Raw genomic sequence first — 15,600 nt, 5'->3', positions numbered from 1 at the left:
TTAAGCCGTACGCTTGCGATAGAGAGTATCAACCCAAACCGCAATCACTAATACAATCCCGACTACAATGTTTTGCAAGGGAGTATCTACGCCCAACAAAATCATCCCCGATTGTAAAGATTGCATCAGCAGAGCACCGAGCATCGCCCCAACAATAGTACCTGAGCCACCGGCTAAGGAAGTACCGCCAATGACCGCAGCGGCAATGACTAGGAGCTCATCTAAAGTCCCTAGTGCATTGGTCGCTGCGTTTAGGCGTGCGGTGGAAATCGCCGCTGCAATCGCACATAAAATCCCCATCAAAATGAAGATTTTCATAGTAATCCAGCGAGTATTAATCCCAGCTAATTCTGCAGCTTCAGGGTTACCACCGATGGCGTAAACATAACGGCCAAAACTAGTACGATTGGAGATAAAGGTCATCACTAAGGCGACTACCAAAGCAATAATCACCGGTATGGCTATGCCATGGGCGATAAATAACCCCCCTTCGGGGACGGCAATATTATTGGCTTGTGCATAGTCGGCAGCAATTTTGGCAGGCCAAGGATAAGCATTGAAAATGGCGATAATCCCCAAAGTAATCGCACAACCTAACACAGCTAGGAAAATCTCTGCCCACATTGGCCGTAAAGGGAAGTTAAAGCGTAAGCGTTGGCGGCGGGTATTAATAATCGCAGCTATAATCCCAATACAAAGTACCAAGCCTATAATCCAGCTAGCGGTCGCACCAATCGAGCCGAACGGGCCACCCCCCATTAAACGGAAGGTTTCATCCATGGGTGCAACTGTACGTCCAGAGGTGACCCACCATGCAGCACCCCGCCAGACTAATAAGCCACCTAGGGTGACAATAAAAGCAGGTACGCCTAAGTAGGCAATGATATAACCGTGGAAAGCACCAATTGCCGCACCGATTAAAATCCCGATACTTAAGGCAATAAACCAAGTCACTGGATTTTCTAAGCCGACCAATTTGGGCAGTAGCTCAACTTGAGTCACCGCCATAATCATGCCTACAAAGCCCAGAATCGAGCCAACGGATAGATCAATATGTCGAGTCACAATAATTAACACCATACCTGTAGCCATCACTGCAACAGAGGCAGTTTGCACAGATAGGTTCCATAAATTCCGTGGAGTTAAAAACAATCCATTCGATAAAATATTAAAGACAAACCAAATGATCAACATAGCCCCAACCATACCCAGCATACGGGTGTCGAGTTCGGTGGCTTTGAAAAATTTGGCAACGGGACTTAGCTCACTTGCACGAGCTTTGTCAGGAGCAGTAGTGGTACTCATAGCATCATCCTTAAAACCCTCTTCTTCTACAGAAGAGGGTATACATCACTTAATTAAGCTCGATGCTGTTCTTATTTACAAGCTGCCAAATCGCCTTTCACGCCTTGGCATACCACGTCTTTCTTCACCCAACCTGCATCAATCACTAGATTCAGATTATCTTTGGTGACTGCAACCGGTTTTAAGAAAATAGCGCTCATTTCGACTTTGTTTGGACCATCGGCCCATTTCACTACATTAGGCACTTCAGTCATTTTCTTGCCATCCGCTAACATAGCAGCGATTTCGGCGGCATTTTTACCCAGTTCACGGGAGTCTTTCCAAACGGAAACAGTTTGTGTACCTAAAGCAATCCGATTTAAAGCAGCATGGTCACCATCTTGACCGGAGACTGGTACAGAACCTGCTAAGCCTTGAGCGGCTAAAGCCGCGACAGCACCGCCCGCCGTACCATCATTAGACGCCACTACGGCATCCACTTTATTGTTGTTAGCGGTTAGAATTTGCTCCATATTCTTTTGTGCATTTTCTGGCTTCCAACCATCGGTGTAGGCTTCGCCAACATTTTTCACTTTGCCGCCATCAATCGCTTCTTTCAGTACTTCCATTTGACCGGAGAATAAGAAGTCAGCATTGGGGTCGGCAGAAGAACCTTTAATAAAGGCATAGTTACCTTCAGGTTTAGCAGCAAATACGGCTTTAGCTTGTAAGCGACCGACTTCTTTGTTGTCGAAAGTAATGTAGAAAGCATCTTTATTTTCGATTAAACGGTCATAACCAATGACTGGAATGCCTTCAGCGGCAGCTTTTTCAACGGCTGGCCCAATGGCACTCGCATCTTGTGCGAGAATAATCAGTGCATTGGCTTTTTGTGCAATCAAGCTTTCAACATCAGTGAGTTGTTTAGAAGCTGAACCTTGTGCGTCAGCAGACACATATTTGTCGCCCGCCGCTTCAATCGCTGCTTTCATGGCCGCTTCATCAGTTTTCCACCGTTCTTCTTGGAAGTTTGACCAAGACACACCGATGATTTTGTCTTTAGCGAAGCTTGGGGCAGCTAAACCTGCCAGTACCATGGCACTAGCTACTAGAATAACAGACTTTTTCATGTGATCTCCTCCAAAGAGATATATTAAGGTAATGCTTTGTTTGAGCTGTGACTACTTTATTTTAAGTCTCGAAAAAAATAGTGACGCAAAAAAAAACCTGTGTCAATATACTTTTTAAATGAATTTATTAGGCTGCTGACGGTATTTAGCTTGTCAGTCAAGCATATTTATGGAGGGTGGTTAATGCCTGCATTAGTCCGCACGGATGATGTAAGACGCCAAAACACACGTTCAATTATTCAGGTGCTGAGACGACATGGCTGTGTCTCTCGCACTGAAATTGTAGAGTACACCGGCTTGTCACCTGCCACGGTCTCAACTATTACGTCCACTCTGATCACGGATGGACTGCTACTCAGTCGTTCTGAGCTTGGCAAAAGCCAAGAAACCGTGAGTCGTCGTGGACGACCCCGCGTGACTTTATCGCTAAACCCAGAAATCGGTTGCATTGTGGTCATAGTCTTATCCATTAATAAACTGACCGCTTGGCTCCAAGATTATTCAGGACAAGTCTTAGCGAAAGCCAATGATCATTTTGAGTCCCGTTCAGCCACTGCGGATGATTTTGAGCATTATTTATTACGCATAGTAACGCGCTTGATGCGTCAGCAAGCTGGGAGTCCGATCCCCTTACGTTATATCAGCCTAGGCGTGCAAGGTGTCGTAGATGCGGGTGGGCAAATTATGCTTTGGTCACCGATGACTACATTACTGAACTTACCTTTGGGCGAGATGCTGCATAAGGCTTTCAATGTACCTGTTTGGGTAGCTAATGATTGCAATATGGCGGCTGAAGCGCTGCATTGGCAAGATTCACAGCGCTTTGGAGACGATTTTGCGGCAATTTTATTAGGTTCAGGGATCGGCATGGGTTTAGTGTTGAAGGGTAGACGTTTTATTGGTCGCCAATCATCCGCTGCCGAGTTTGGGCATATGGTGCATGCGATGGAGGAGGGCGCCTTGTGTCGCTGTGGCCAATACGGTTGCGTAGAGGCCTATGTCGGCGATTATGCTATTTGGCGACGAGTTTCAGGTTTGCCAGAAACAAGTCCACCAGTGAGCGAAATTGACCCAGTAGCGATGATTGATTTAGCGCGGCGTGCCCATGAAAACGAGGGGGTTGAGCGAGAGGCTTATCGAGAAGCTGGGCGCGCTTTAGGTAAAGCTCTCCGCAGTTTGTTCGCCTTAATTGATCCGATTACGATCGCATTTATCGGTGGTGGCGTACGCGCTTTTGATTTGATGGAGCCAGAGATTCGCAATGCGTTGCGCCACAATGGCAATATGCTGGAGGCCAGTGATGTTACTTTATATTGCTATGAAGATTCGCAAGCCTTAATCCATCTCGGTTGTGCCATGACTACCTTACAAACTTTAGATCGCACCTTAGGAATTGGCGAATGAAATGCATTTGGTTAATAGCTACCTTGGTGAGCATGAACAGTATGGTAGTAAGTGCCGAGAATGAGCCATGGTTAGATCAACATTTACAATCTGATTTTCAACTGCCAAATGGCGCAGCTTCTGCGGGGGACTTAGCGTCTATTCGTAACTATGGCGAGCGTTTATTTATAGCTCGTTTCACTCGTGAAGAAGGTGCTGGGCGTCCGAAAGCAACCCAAGCCATTATCCCTACTAAGCGCAAGCGTGTCAGTGAGTTTACCTTTAGTCGTACCGCTGGCTTAGATGCTGCCGCTTGCGCAGGTTGTCACAATGATCCGAAGGTGGGTGGAGCTGGTGATTTTACGGCGAATGTTTTTGTGTCTGAAGGCTTTGTGAATGCCGATTTCGATAGTCTTGACCCGCAATTTTCCAATGAGCGCAATACTAACCATCTATTTGGTGCTGGCTTAATTGAGCTATTAGCACGAGAAATGACCACTGATTTGCACAGCATCCGTGCCCAAGCTCTGAAAGAAGCACGTAGTGCTAAACAGCCAGTTAAGGCAGAGTTACTCACCAAAGGCGTATCCTACGGCTTTATTACTGCGCAGCCTGATGGAGTAGTTGATCTTAGTGCACTCCAAGGCATTGATACTGATTTAATTATTCGTCCGTTTAGTCAAAAAGGCGTGTTTGCTTCCTTACGTCAATTTACGGTGAATGCCATGAACCAACATCATGGAATGCAAGCCCTTGAGCGTTTTGGATCACGCTGGACTGGCGAAGAGGATTTCGATGAAGATGGTATTAAGAATGAACTCAGCCCAGCCGATATTGCTGCTTTAGTTGCGTGGCAGGCTAGTCTTCCACCGCCTATTCAAAAACAACCTGAAGACTTGAAATGGCAACAAGCTGCATCTGCTGGTGAAAAGCTTTTTCAGAAAATTCAATGTGCTAGTTGTCATATCCCCGCTTTACCTTTAACAAGTTTGACTTTCACTGATCCTGGGTTATGGGATACGGCTGGTACTGTGCGCCAAGGTGAAAATGCGCAAAGCAAAATCAGTTATGATTTTACTTCACAAGCTTGGGCTAAGGATTTGAAAAAGAATGAAAAAGGGGAGTATTTAATTCCACTATTTGGTGATTTAAAACGCCATGTGATTGCGGATGAACAAGTGGCAAGCTTAGGGAATGAGTTACTTTCCCAGCGCTTTGTGGAGCGCGACCAATTTATGACCTCTGAACTCTGGGGGATTGCTTCCACCGCACCTTATGGGCATCGTGGTGATCAACTTACCTTAAATGAAATCATTCGGGCACATGGCGGTGAAGGTCGAGCAGCACGTGACGCCTATATAGCACTCACCGATGCGGAACGTTCTTCCCTAGTTGCTTATCTGAAAACCTTGGTGATCGAATAATGCATGCTTTGAAGTCTTTATTGCTAGCAAGTTGTTGCTTGCTAGCACCCTTGTCGCCTGCAGAAGAAGTAACTAAATTGGCAGCACCGATGGATATTCCCTTGATGCAGAATGAAACCGCGAGTGCTGGCATCGATCAGCAATACACCGGGCCTTGGGAGTTTTTCGTCGGTGGCGGCTTAGCGGTGTTAGATTGTAATCAAGACCGGATGCCTGATGTGTTTATCGCCGGCGGGGAACAGCCAGCGAAGCTTTATAGGAATGCTAGCAAAACGGGTGAAGCTTTAGTGTTTAAGCCACAACCCTTAACTCTAGAAGACAATGATCTTAAGCAAGTCACGGGGGCTTATCCGCTGGATATTGATAATGATGGTTTTCAGGATTTAGTCGTTTTAAAAGTAGGGCGCAATTTACTCTTAAAAGGTGGTGCTGATTGTAGTTTCACTAAAGCGAATAAACTTTGGAATTATGAGGGTGGCAATGCTTGGACGACGGCTTTTGCTGCTACCTTTGAAAAAGGTCAAACCTATCCCACTTTAGCTTTTGGCAATTATGTCGATCGCTCTGCACCGGGTTCGCCGTGGGGCACTTGTCATGAAAATGATTTATTTCGCCCCAGCTCCAAAGCTCAAGCGGATTATCATGAGCGTACTGCTTTAGCCCCCGGCTTTTGCGCTTTGTCGATGCTCTTCACCGATTGGAATAAAAGTGGTGAGCCAGCTCTGCGCATCACCAATGATCGCCAATATTACCGTGAAGGGGAGGAGCAACTGTGGCGTATTCCTGCCGACAATCCACCCAAGCTTTATAGCCGTAATGATGGTTGGCAGCGTGTCTTGATTTGGGGGATGGGGATTGCTGAGGGTGATTTAGAAGGGGATGGTTTTCCTGAGTATGCCTTAACTTCAATGGGGGATACGCGCTTACAAGTCTTAGATGATGAAGCAGAAGAAGATCGACCCATCTATAAAGATAGTGCGTATGAGCGCCAAGCCACAGCACATCGCCCGTATATTGGTGAGGATTTAAAACCGTCGACAGGCTGGCATGCCGAGTTTGATGATGTGAATAATGACACCAAACTCGATCTCTTCATCGCTAAAGGTAATGTCGAAGCGATGCCTGATTTTGCAGCTTTTGACCCCGATAATCTATTGCTTGGGCAGTGGAATAAAAAATTTTACGAAGCAGGGCATGAGTCTGGGATTGATCTAGCGCGGCGTGGGCGAGGTGCGACGCTGCATGATTTTAATGCGGATGGTTTATTAGATCTGATGGTGGTGAATCGTAAAGACCCCGTGAGTGTGTTTCGTAATTTGGGCGCAAAAACGGCTCAAGGCACTCAGCTCATGGGGAATTGGCTGGAGATTGAATTGGCACAAACAGGCGCGAATCGCCATGCGGTGGGCGCAAGCATTGCAATTAAAACCGGAGTGCCTTCGCAAATTCGGCGAATTCAAGTCGGGGGTGGACATGCTTCGGGAGAATCCGGTTTCGTGCATGTGGGCTTGGGGGTGGCTGAGCGTGCGACGATCCGCATCCAGTGGCCGGATGGCCAATGGAGTGCAGAATATCGGGTGTTTGCGAATCAGTTTGTATTGATTAAAAAAGATGATCCGCAAGTGCGCTATTGGTATCCGCAATAGGCTTATTGGTTAGTTTTAGCTCTGGGATAAGGACTAAGGCTACGTAGCAACAAAGCGGCGAGGCTCAAAACAAAAACTAAGGCAGAAATGAACACTCGACCTGCATTGGCCGCATTCCAGCTTTGTCGTGTGGCTTCCCAATCCTGAGGTAAATGTTCCGGATTCCACGATTCGGTGTAGTAATTTAGTGGTAAGTTGATAAATTTAGTGAAGAGAATAATGCCAAGCATATAGAGCACGGCTGCACTTGCTAGAAGCCAAAAACTCGGTGAGCGATAGTGGTGGTAATTCAAGATCAGTGCTAGCACAGCGACGATTGCACTGCCAAAAAAGAAACTGAAAAACATCGCATGCCGTACATTGACATTAAATAAAGACTGTACACGCGCATAACTCGCGCCATCCAATTGTGCTGTGGCTAAGTTGACATTGAAGGTATAAGTCCAGAAAAAGCCTGCCATGATGCCAAACATTAAAATGGCTAGAGCAAGGCTAGTGTTTTCTAGCAGAGTATAGGGGCGGGTTTGCATAGTAGGGTTCATCCTAATCATGAAGATGCCTACAGTATTTCGTAGTTGTTGAGTGCTCACCTTATCAAATGATAAGCCTTTAAGTTTTATTTAAACTCGTGCGTAAGCGCGACAATGACACATCCGTCATCCCCAAATAACTGGCTAATTGCACCAAAGGCACGCGCTCAGCGAATTCAGGCTCACGCTCACAAAAAGCTTGATAACGTTCTTTAGCGGCTAGGCTCAACAGATCATGTTCGCGCTGTAATTTGTGATCCACTAATTTGCTAAGGAAATGACTTTGTAATGGTGTCCAAGCCTGCTGGCTGCTCAAAATAGAGATGAATTGCTCAGCAGGACATTGCCATAAACTGCAATTTTCAATGCAACTAATGCCAAAGAGTGAGGCTTGCTGCTGCATATTCGCTGTCAGTGGGCAAATCAATTGGCCTTCACGGTAAAAGTTTTTATTAAATTCCTTGCCATCAGGCCGCAGGAAATAGAGGCGAATCAAGCCGGTTTCAAGCAGATAAACTTGCTGCCAGCGTTCATTCTGGCGTAATAGGGCTTCACCACGTTTATAGTGCTTGAGGTGAAATTGTGGTCTAAGTAAAGCCAGTGTTTCAGCCGTTAAAAACGGGCAGGCACTTTGTAAAAGTTGAATGGATAACATAAGCGCTATTGTGCGCATCAGCCGCCAAACTACAAGAGCTTTTCCTCTAAACTGTGGCTTGTTGTATGATGAGCTAACTTCGCACTAGCAGGATTTGAGGCTATGAATACGCTCGTTTTTGATATTGAAACCGTTCCCGACGTTGAAGGTGGGCGTAAGCTTTATGATTTAGGTGATTTAGAGGCGAGCGGTGTTGCTAAAGCGATGTTCCATTTACGCGCACAAAAAACGGGCGGTTCGGAGTTTTTAGCCCATCATTTGCAGCGCATTGTCGCGATTTCTGTAACCTTCCGTGGACGCGGCGATGAATTTAAGGTCTGGTCTTTGGGTGACGAAAAAGCTAGTGAAAAAGATCTTATCCAACGCTTTTTTGATGGGATTGAACGCTTTACCCCAACTTTAGTGTCGTGGAATGGCAGTGGTTTTGACCTACCCGTGATTCACTATCGAGCGATGCTGCATAAGATTGCAGCGCCCCGCTATTGGGATTTGGGTGATGACGATAGTAGTTTCAAATGGAATAACTATATTAGCCGTTATCACCAGCGCCATACCGATTTAATGGATGTATTGGCTTTGTACGGTGGGCGCGCCAATGCACCTTTAGACGAATTAGCCACGCTTTATGGTTTCCCCGGCAAAATGGGTATGGATGGCTCGAAAGTTTGGGAAGCCTTCCAAGCAGGTAAAATCACTGAAATCCGTAACTATTGCGAAACCGATGTGCTGAATACCTGGCTGGTTTATTTACGTTTCCAACTGATGCGTGGGCAGATTGATGCTGAGCGTTATGCCAGTGAAGGCGCTTTAGTCCGCAAGGTATTGACGCAATCGGGAAAGACGCATTTGCAGGCATTTGCAGCGGCTTGGGAACAGGGGGCTTAACTTGGCGATACACGAAACATTTCAACGACGTTTTAATGAGCTAGCTATTCAATTTGAGAAAATTCCTTTGCAAGCGTTTGCAGCGGCTTGGGAACAGGGGGCTTAACTTGGCGATACACGAAACATTTCAACGACGTTTTAATGAGCTAGCTATTCAATTTGAGAAAATTCCTTTTGCTAGAGGTGAAGGAGTTACCCGTCTAAATACTGGAAGTTGGGAAGGATGTGCTACTAGCGCATTAAATTTACTTAAAGCTGTTTATGGTGAATTGTCTCCTTATTATAAAAACTTCTTGCATGATTATGAAAAAGTCCATGGTAGTTCCTCTTATCTACTTAAATTAAAAGATATTTTTTTAAGTGCTAAGCAGGATTTTGAAGGTGGTTATGTTTTCAATGTTGATTTACGTATTTCTGGTGAAGTTTTTGGGGATTTTATAGTTCTTGCAAGACAATCTTTAGCAGAAGGACATAAAAATGTTGCTGCTGTTTTAGCAAGTGCTGCTTTAGAAGATGCTCTTAAGCGCTATTCGACTAATCAAGGCATTGATATTACAAATAAAAGTATGCAGGAAGTTGTCAATGCCTTGAAAAGCTCTGGTCATGTAGTAGGCGCACAAAAATCTTTATTGGATGCTATGCCTAGGATCAGAAATATGGCTATGCATGCTGAATGGGATAAAATTTCAGAGCCTGATGTAAATAGCATAATTGGCTTTGTTGAGAGTTTCTTACTAACTAAATTTAGCTAAGCAGTCTATTCTGTCTTTGCTTAGAATTGCCCCTTTTGCCTTTAGAGCCGGAATTTATGAGTCGTCGTCAACACAAACCCCGTGGTGTCCAAAATAGCCCTCTCGTTGAGGCCGAAGTCACAGCCTTAACCTTGGAAGGTAAAGGTGTTGCGCGGGTCGATGGCAAAACGGTGTTTATTGACGGTGCTTTGCCTGAGGAAAAAGTCGCGTTCCGCTATACCTCTTATAAAGCGAACTATGATGAAGGGCGCGTGGAGACAGTATTAAGCGCCTCTCCAAATCGCGTTGAGCCCAAATGTCAGCATTTTGCGATTTGTGGCGGTTGCAGTTGGCAACATATATCACTTGAAGCACAGATTATCTATAAGCAGCAGATTTTACTCGATAATTTGCAGCATATTGGCAAAGTCCAGCCCGAAACTGTATTCGAGCCTTTGACGGCTGATGGTTGGGCGTATCGACGTAAAGCCCGTTTAGGGGCACGTTGGGTACGTAAAAAACAGCAAGCCTTAGTGGGTTTTCGGGAAAAAACGGGTGGCTTAATCGCGGAAATTTCCCGTTGTGAAATTTTGCATCCTTTAGTCGGTGAGCGGATTACTGCATTGCAGCAGCTTGTGACCAGCATGGATGCGCGTGAGATGCTGCCACAAATTGAAGTAGCGATTGGTGATGAGGAAGTGGCTGCTTTAGTCGTGCGCCACATGGAATCTTTATCCGCAGGCGATACCGAAAAACTACTGAATTTTGCCCGCGAATTTAAGTTTGAACTTTACCTGCAACCGGCTGGCCCCCAGACAGTCCATAAGGTATATGGTTCGGGCGATTTGTTTTATGCCCACCCACCATTTAATACTCGTGTGCAATTTGCGCCTTTAGATTTTATTCAAGTTAATCAAGCCTTAAATCGCAAAATGGTCATCCGTGCTTTGGAGCTGTTAGAGGTAAAGTCGACGGATACAGTGCTGGATCTATTCTGTGGTCTGGGGAATTTCACGCTGCCTTTAGCCCGACAAGTGGCTCAAGTGATTGGGGTGGAAGGTGATCAGGCGATGGTTGAACGTGCCCGTGCGGCTGCACATGCCAATCAGATTCAAAATACCGACTACTATGCCTGCAATTTAATGGCGGAAGACTTAAGCCAAGAGCCTTGGCTCAAGCGCAGCTATGACCGAATTTTACTCGATCCTCCTCGTGCGGGTGCGAAAGAGCTCATTCCGCATTTAGGCAAATTGAAGGCCGAGCGTATTGTTTATGTCTCTTGTGATCCAGCTACCTTAGCGCGTGATGCGGGCGAGCTAGTGAATACACAAGGCTATAAGCTTATGGGTGCTGGGGTAATGGATATGTTTCCGCATACGGCGCATGTGGAATCGATAGCGGTATTTGTGAGGTAAGTTCTAATGGGTGAGTTAGCAAGAGTGCCTTATCGTCTTGAAGGTCTTGAGTTGTTTCAAGTAGGCGTTTTTGAAAAAGTCCGTTTTGATTTTAAGCCGATAGAAACCTTAGAGGCGGATGCTAAAAAAGCTGAAATTCACTTGCTAACCGGGCCAAATGGGAGTGGTAAAAGTACAGTACTTTATGCGATTTCGGATATTTTTAAAGATACTAGGAATAGTGCTCCTGATTCGTTTATCACTGCTCATCGATTTAGAAGCGATAGCGCCTATGTCCTTTTCAATTTTGAAGGGGAAAATGGTTTTTTTGCTTTAAAAGTTGAAGGGGCAGATTTTATAGAAAATTATGATATTTTCCGATGGAGGAATGATGTTTGTCTTGGTTTTCAGAAGTCTCGACAAAATCATAGTTTGGACTTTTATAGAGCTGCGAAAAATAACTACCATTTAACCAATAAAAGTAAATATAATTTTGCAGTCTTTGCTTATTCAGGTTCTCGTAGTCTAAAACAGTTTGACATAAATTCAATAAAATCTATTGATAACTCACCATTTGAAAATTCACTATCTTTTGATCAAAGTGTCAGGCCAGAGCTTATATTGCAGTGGATTGCAAATAATCGAACTCAATATGCTTTAGCACTAGCAGATAGAGATAAAGATGAGGCCAGTAAATACGAGTTTTCTCTAAGAAGAATTTCAGATTTTATAAAAGATATTTGTGATCTGAATTTTGAATTTAAACTGGAAAGAAATCCATTACAAGTTTCATTAAAAATAAATGAAGTGGCTTTTGCATTTGATGGACTACCCGATGGCTTAAAGTCTATTATTAGCTGGGTCGCCGATCTTTCTCTGCGTTTAGAAAGTATACCTTGGGCAGATCAAGATAAAGATGCCTTTTCACAACCGATTATCCTGCTCTTAGACGAAATAGATATTCATCTGCACCCCAAATGGCAACGCCGGATTCTTCCCGCCGTACAGAAGCTGTTACCCAATGCGCAAATTTTTGCATCCACACATTCGCCTTTTGTAGTAGGCTCTGTTGAGGATGCTTGGGTTTACCGCTTACCTGAGGCTAATCAAAAACCTACATCAGGAATAATTGAGGGTATACCCTCAGCAGCCGGTAAAAGTTATCAGCTCATCTTAGAGGAGATTTTCGGAGTCTCTGAAGAGTTTGATATTGAAACTGAGCAGCTATTTGCTGATTTCTATAAAGAGCGTGATCTCGTTATTAAAAACAAACAAATAAGCGATAAGTTTTTAGAGATTGCTAAAAAAGTTTCAAGTCGTGGTGAAGAAGCACAGTTTATTATTGAGCGTGAGTTGCGGCAAGTCTCTCGACTAATTAGTCAGGAGATCATACTTGCGTAAATTAAATCGTTTAGAACCACCTGCTTGTTTAGTTGAAAATTGTTGGGTGTGGACACAAGATTTTGTCTTGGCTCGGCAAGAAAATCCTTCATTTTCCTTCAGTTGGCGTAGTAAAGCCTGTTATCAGGGGTTACGTCAGGTTTTATCCACGATGACCCAAGGCCGATGCTCATTCTGTGATGGTTCGGTTGGTTCTGAAAGTCGAGAAACGGTAGAACACTTTCGACCTAAAAGTCTATTTCCTGATTTGGCTTATACTTGGAGTAATCTTTTCATTTGTTGTGATGTCTGCCAAGGAAAGGGGGATAGTTTTGATGAGTTGCTCTTAAAGCCAGATGAGCTTGATTATTCATTTACTCGCTATTTTGTTAATAATTATAAAACGGGGGAAGTTGAGCCAAATCCAGCAGCTAGTGAAGTCGATCAGAAACGTGCAGAAAAAACTTTAAAACTCTATCAATTAAATAAAGAAACCCGTAAGCTATTCCGAATACGCGAGTTAAAGCGGTTCAACTATAAACCCGAAGAAGATTCAATTGATGATTTCAATTACCGTTTCTTCTTGGAATAAAATATGCAATTAATACAAGAACAAATCGAAGCCTTACGCACAGAAATTCGCCACCACAATCACCTGTATTATGTGCTTGATGATCCACAAATTCCTGATGTGGAATATGATCGTCTGTTTCGGGAGTTACAAGCTTTAGAAGATGCACATCCTGAGTTCATCTGCTCAGATTCCCCCACGCAACGCGTGGGCGGTGAAGCTTTAAGCGAGTTTGGCAATGTGCGCCATGAATTGCCGATGTTGTCTTTGGCGAATGTATTTAGCGAGGAAGAGCTAGATAATTTTGATCGGCGCATTCACGAGCGTTTGAAAGATGAGGCCGAACTTGAATATGTCGCCGAGCCAAAGCTGGATGGTTTGGCGATCAGCTTATTGTATGTCAACGGTGTGTTGGTGCGGGCAGCCACCCGTGGTGATGGTGAAACGGGCGAGGATGTGACCGCGAATGTACGTACCATTCAATCAGTGCCTTTGCGTTTGTTAGGAGAGAATTACCCAGCGCGTTTAGAGGTGCGTGGTGAAATTTATATGCCGAAAGCCGGTTTTAGTCAGCTTAATCAAGGCTTAGCAGCGGACAATCTAAAAACCTTTGCCAATCCTCGTAATGCAGCAGCGGGCAGTTTACGCCAGCTTGACCCGCGTATTACTGCACAGCGACCTTTGGAGATGTTTTGTTATTCCATGGGGATTGCTGAAGGTGGTCAGCTTCCTGGTAAGCATTACGCTATTTTGCAGCAGTTTAAAGCTTGGGGTTTGCGGGTTTGTCCTGAGATAAGAATTGTCCAAGGTGCTAAAGCTTGCATGGGCTACTTCAATGAACTTGGGGCAAGGCGGGTGAGTTTGCCTTATGAGATTGATGGGGTCGTTTATAAGATTAATAGCCTTAAAACTCAGCAAGAGCTGGGTTTTGTCAGTCGCGCACCGCGTTGGGCGATAGCGCATAAATTTCCTGCCCAAGAAGCAATGACTGAATTGGAAGCAGTCGAATTCCAAGTCGGGCGTACCGGCGCATTAACCCCTGTAGCCCGCTTAAAGCCCGTCTTTGTTGGTGGTGTCACCGTGAGCAATGCGACTTTGCATAATATGGATGAGATCGAGCGTAAAGACGTGCGTGTCGGTGATTTTGTAATTGTACGCCGGGCGGGGGATGTGATTCCTGAGGTGGCGCGGGTGGTGTTGGACAAACGCCCTGTTACCGCGCAAGTCATTACGCTGCCTGTCCTATGTCCCGTCTGTGGTTCGGAAGTGAAGCGTAGTGAAGAGGGGGCTGTAGCGCGTTGCACAGGCGGCTTATATTGCCCTGCGCAAGTCAAAGAAGCGATTAAGCATTTCGCCTCGCGCCGTGCACTGAATATTGACGGTTTGGGCGATAAATTAGTCGAACTGTTTTTTGAGCAAGGTCTGATCCGCCATGTGGATGATTTGTATCGCCTGACTAAAGAACAATTAGTTGCCCTAGAACGTATGGGTGCGAAGTCGGCGGAGAAGGTGCTTGCTGCCCTGAATACCAGTAAAACGACGACCTTAGAGCGTTTTATCTATGCACTCGGCATTCGGGATGTGGGGGAGTCGACCGCGAAAGCTTTAGCCCGTCATTTTGGCTCACTCGAAGCCTTACAAGCAGCGAATGAAGAAACTTTAAAGCTGGTGTCTGATGTCGGCTCTATTAGTGCTGCGAGCATTACGCAGTTTTTCAAAGAAGAGCATAACGCTAAAACCATCAATAATTTACGCACATTAGGAGTGCAGTGGGCTAATTACGAAGCAAAACCAGCGGAGGCTTTGCCGTTAGCGGGTAAAACTTATGTGATTACCGGCACACTCAGTCGTCCACGTGAAGATATTAAAGCAGATTTAGAAAGCTTGGGTGCGAAAGTGTCGAATAGTGTCTCGAAGAAAACAACGGCTTTGATTGCGGGTGCAGAGGCAGGCTCTAAATTGGAAAAGGCGGAGAGTTTGGGAGTGATGGTGTTGGGTGAGATGGGATTGCTTGCGTTATTAAAGGTTTAATCAATTAATTAAAAAGAGAAAAAGTCACCATGAAGTTAAACTTATATTTATTAATGGGTTGGTTAGCTGCAAGTTCAAACTCTAGTTGGGCAGCTAATGAAACGGTTGGTTTTATAAAGCAAAAACAAGAAGGCTCGCTCGTGTATTATTCCGGCTCTGTTGTCTTAGAAGGCGAGTTTTGGTATCCCATCGTGGAAGGCGAGCGTGAAGTGGTTGGTGACCAACTGTGTTTTACGGTCGCTGAAAAAGATGCCAAGCTCATTCCCCGCGATCAGGACGATACTCGATCTCCTTGGTTTTGTTTTAAAGATACAAAGCAATCCATTGAGCAATTAGGATTGACCGAATTTGCTAAGCTCAAAGCCTGTGAGCTTAGAGGGAAGGCCACATTGGAAGTAACGAATTATGTGGTGGATAAAGAGCAAACTGAAACCAATGATAGGGCTAGGTTAGTCAAAGTCATTAAACAGCCGGAAACAGTGACGGTGAAGGTACTTTATGTTGGAGGTGGAGCTTGTGAGGACTGAGTTAACACTAAGCCAGATGGATCTCTGGT

Annotated in this window: 14 protein-coding genes; 10 read left to right on the top strand and 4 right to left on the bottom strand. The window is 45.0% G+C overall.

The window, feature by feature from the left end; genetic code table 11:
• Positions 1-1,305, bottom strand: coding sequence for a sugar ABC transporter permease (locus Q0307_RS12470; RefSeq protein ID WP_298661076.1), 1,305 nt, complete (start codon positions 1,303-1,305; stop codon positions 1-3).
• Between the two features lie 71 nt (positions 1,306-1,376).
• Positions 1,377-2,414: a D-xylose ABC transporter substrate-binding protein gene (gene xylF, locus Q0307_RS12465; protein WP_298661074.1), complete on the bottom strand. Its 1,038-nt coding sequence runs from the start codon at positions 2,412-2,414 to the stop codon at positions 1,377-1,379.
• A gap of 183 nt (positions 2,415-2,597) precedes the next feature.
• Here xylF and Q0307_RS12460 point away from each other — a divergent pair, with 183 nt between their 5' ends.
• Genes Q0307_RS12460 through Q0307_RS12450 form a run of 3 tightly spaced genes read left to right on the top strand, consistent with a single transcriptional unit; the run spans position 2,598 to position 6,867 of the window.
• Positions 2,598-3,818, top strand: a complete 1,221-nt coding sequence (locus Q0307_RS12460) for an ROK family transcriptional regulator (protein WP_298661072.1) — start codon at positions 2,598-2,600, stop codon at positions 3,816-3,818.
• Positions 3,815-5,221 (top strand): di-heme oxidoredictase family protein, encoded by a 1,407-nt coding sequence (locus Q0307_RS12455; protein WP_298661070.1) that lies wholly within the window; start codon positions 3,815-3,817, stop codon positions 5,219-5,221. The genes Q0307_RS12460 and Q0307_RS12455 overlap by 4 nt, the downstream gene beginning before the upstream one ends.
• Complete coding sequence (locus Q0307_RS12450; RefSeq protein ID WP_298661068.1) at positions 5,221-6,867, top strand: CRTAC1 family protein; 1,647 nt, start codon at positions 5,221-5,223, stop codon at positions 6,865-6,867. The genes Q0307_RS12455 and Q0307_RS12450 overlap by 1 nt, the downstream gene beginning before the upstream one ends.
• A gap of 2 nt (positions 6,868-6,869) precedes the next feature.
• On the opposite strand, the gene Q0307_RS12445 is transcribed toward Q0307_RS12450, so the two are convergent.
• Together Q0307_RS12445 and Q0307_RS12440 are read right to left on the bottom strand one after the other, a co-directional pair.
• Entirely contained in the window at positions 6,870-7,397 is a 528-nt protein-coding gene (locus tag Q0307_RS12445; protein ID WP_298661066.1) for a DUF1772 domain-containing protein, read from the bottom strand.
• 79 nt (positions 7,398-7,476) lie between these two features.
• Positions 7,477-8,052, bottom strand: a complete 576-nt coding sequence (locus Q0307_RS12440) for a Crp/Fnr family transcriptional regulator (protein WP_298661064.1) — start codon at positions 8,050-8,052, stop codon at positions 7,477-7,479.
• A gap of 102 nt (positions 8,053-8,154) precedes the next feature.
• Between Q0307_RS12440 and Q0307_RS12435 the strand changes: the two genes are divergently transcribed.
• The 7 genes from Q0307_RS12435 (at position 8,155) to Q0307_RS12405 (ending at position 15,571) form a co-directional block, all read left to right on the top strand.
• Complete coding sequence (locus Q0307_RS12435; protein WP_298661062.1) at positions 8,155-8,937, top strand: 3'-5' exonuclease; 783 nt, start codon at positions 8,155-8,157, stop codon at positions 8,935-8,937.
• A gap of 107 nt (positions 8,938-9,044) precedes the next feature.
• Complete coding sequence (locus Q0307_RS12430) at positions 9,045-9,689, top strand: DUF4145 domain-containing protein (protein WP_298661060.1); 645 nt, start codon at positions 9,045-9,047, stop codon at positions 9,687-9,689.
• A gap of 56 nt (positions 9,690-9,745) precedes the next feature.
• Positions 9,746-11,083 (top strand): 23S rRNA (uracil(1939)-C(5))-methyltransferase RlmD, encoded by a 1,338-nt coding sequence (gene rlmD, locus Q0307_RS12425; RefSeq protein WP_298661058.1) that lies wholly within the window; start codon positions 9,746-9,748, stop codon positions 11,081-11,083.
• A gap of 6 nt (positions 11,084-11,089) precedes the next feature.
• Positions 11,090-12,463, top strand: coding sequence for an AAA family ATPase (locus tag Q0307_RS12420; protein ID WP_298661056.1), 1,374 nt, complete (start codon positions 11,090-11,092; stop codon positions 12,461-12,463).
• Positions 12,456-13,034 (top strand): retron system putative HNH endonuclease, encoded by a 579-nt coding sequence (locus tag Q0307_RS12415; RefSeq protein ID WP_298661054.1) that lies wholly within the window; start codon positions 12,456-12,458, stop codon positions 13,032-13,034. Before Q0307_RS12420 ends, Q0307_RS12415 begins: the two co-directional genes overlap by 8 nt.
• A gap of 3 nt (positions 13,035-13,037) precedes the next feature.
• Positions 13,038-15,044 carry an NAD-dependent DNA ligase LigA gene (gene ligA, locus Q0307_RS12410; protein ID WP_298661052.1) on the top strand — a complete coding sequence of 669 codons (2,007 nt, stop codon included), beginning with the start codon at positions 13,038-13,040 and terminating at the stop codon, positions 15,042-15,044.
• A 29-nt stretch (positions 15,045-15,073) separates the two neighbouring features.
• Positions 15,074-15,571 (top strand): hypothetical protein, encoded by a 498-nt coding sequence (locus tag Q0307_RS12405; RefSeq protein WP_298661050.1) that lies wholly within the window; start codon positions 15,074-15,076, stop codon positions 15,569-15,571.
• The last annotated feature ends 29 nt before the right edge of the window (positions 15,572-15,600 follow it).

It is taken from the genome of uncultured Thiothrix sp., assembly GCF_937873765.1.
Lineage (GTDB): Bacteria > Pseudomonadota > Gammaproteobacteria > Thiotrichales > Thiotrichaceae > Thiolinea.
This window is presented reverse-complemented; position numbering and strand designations above follow the sequence as displayed.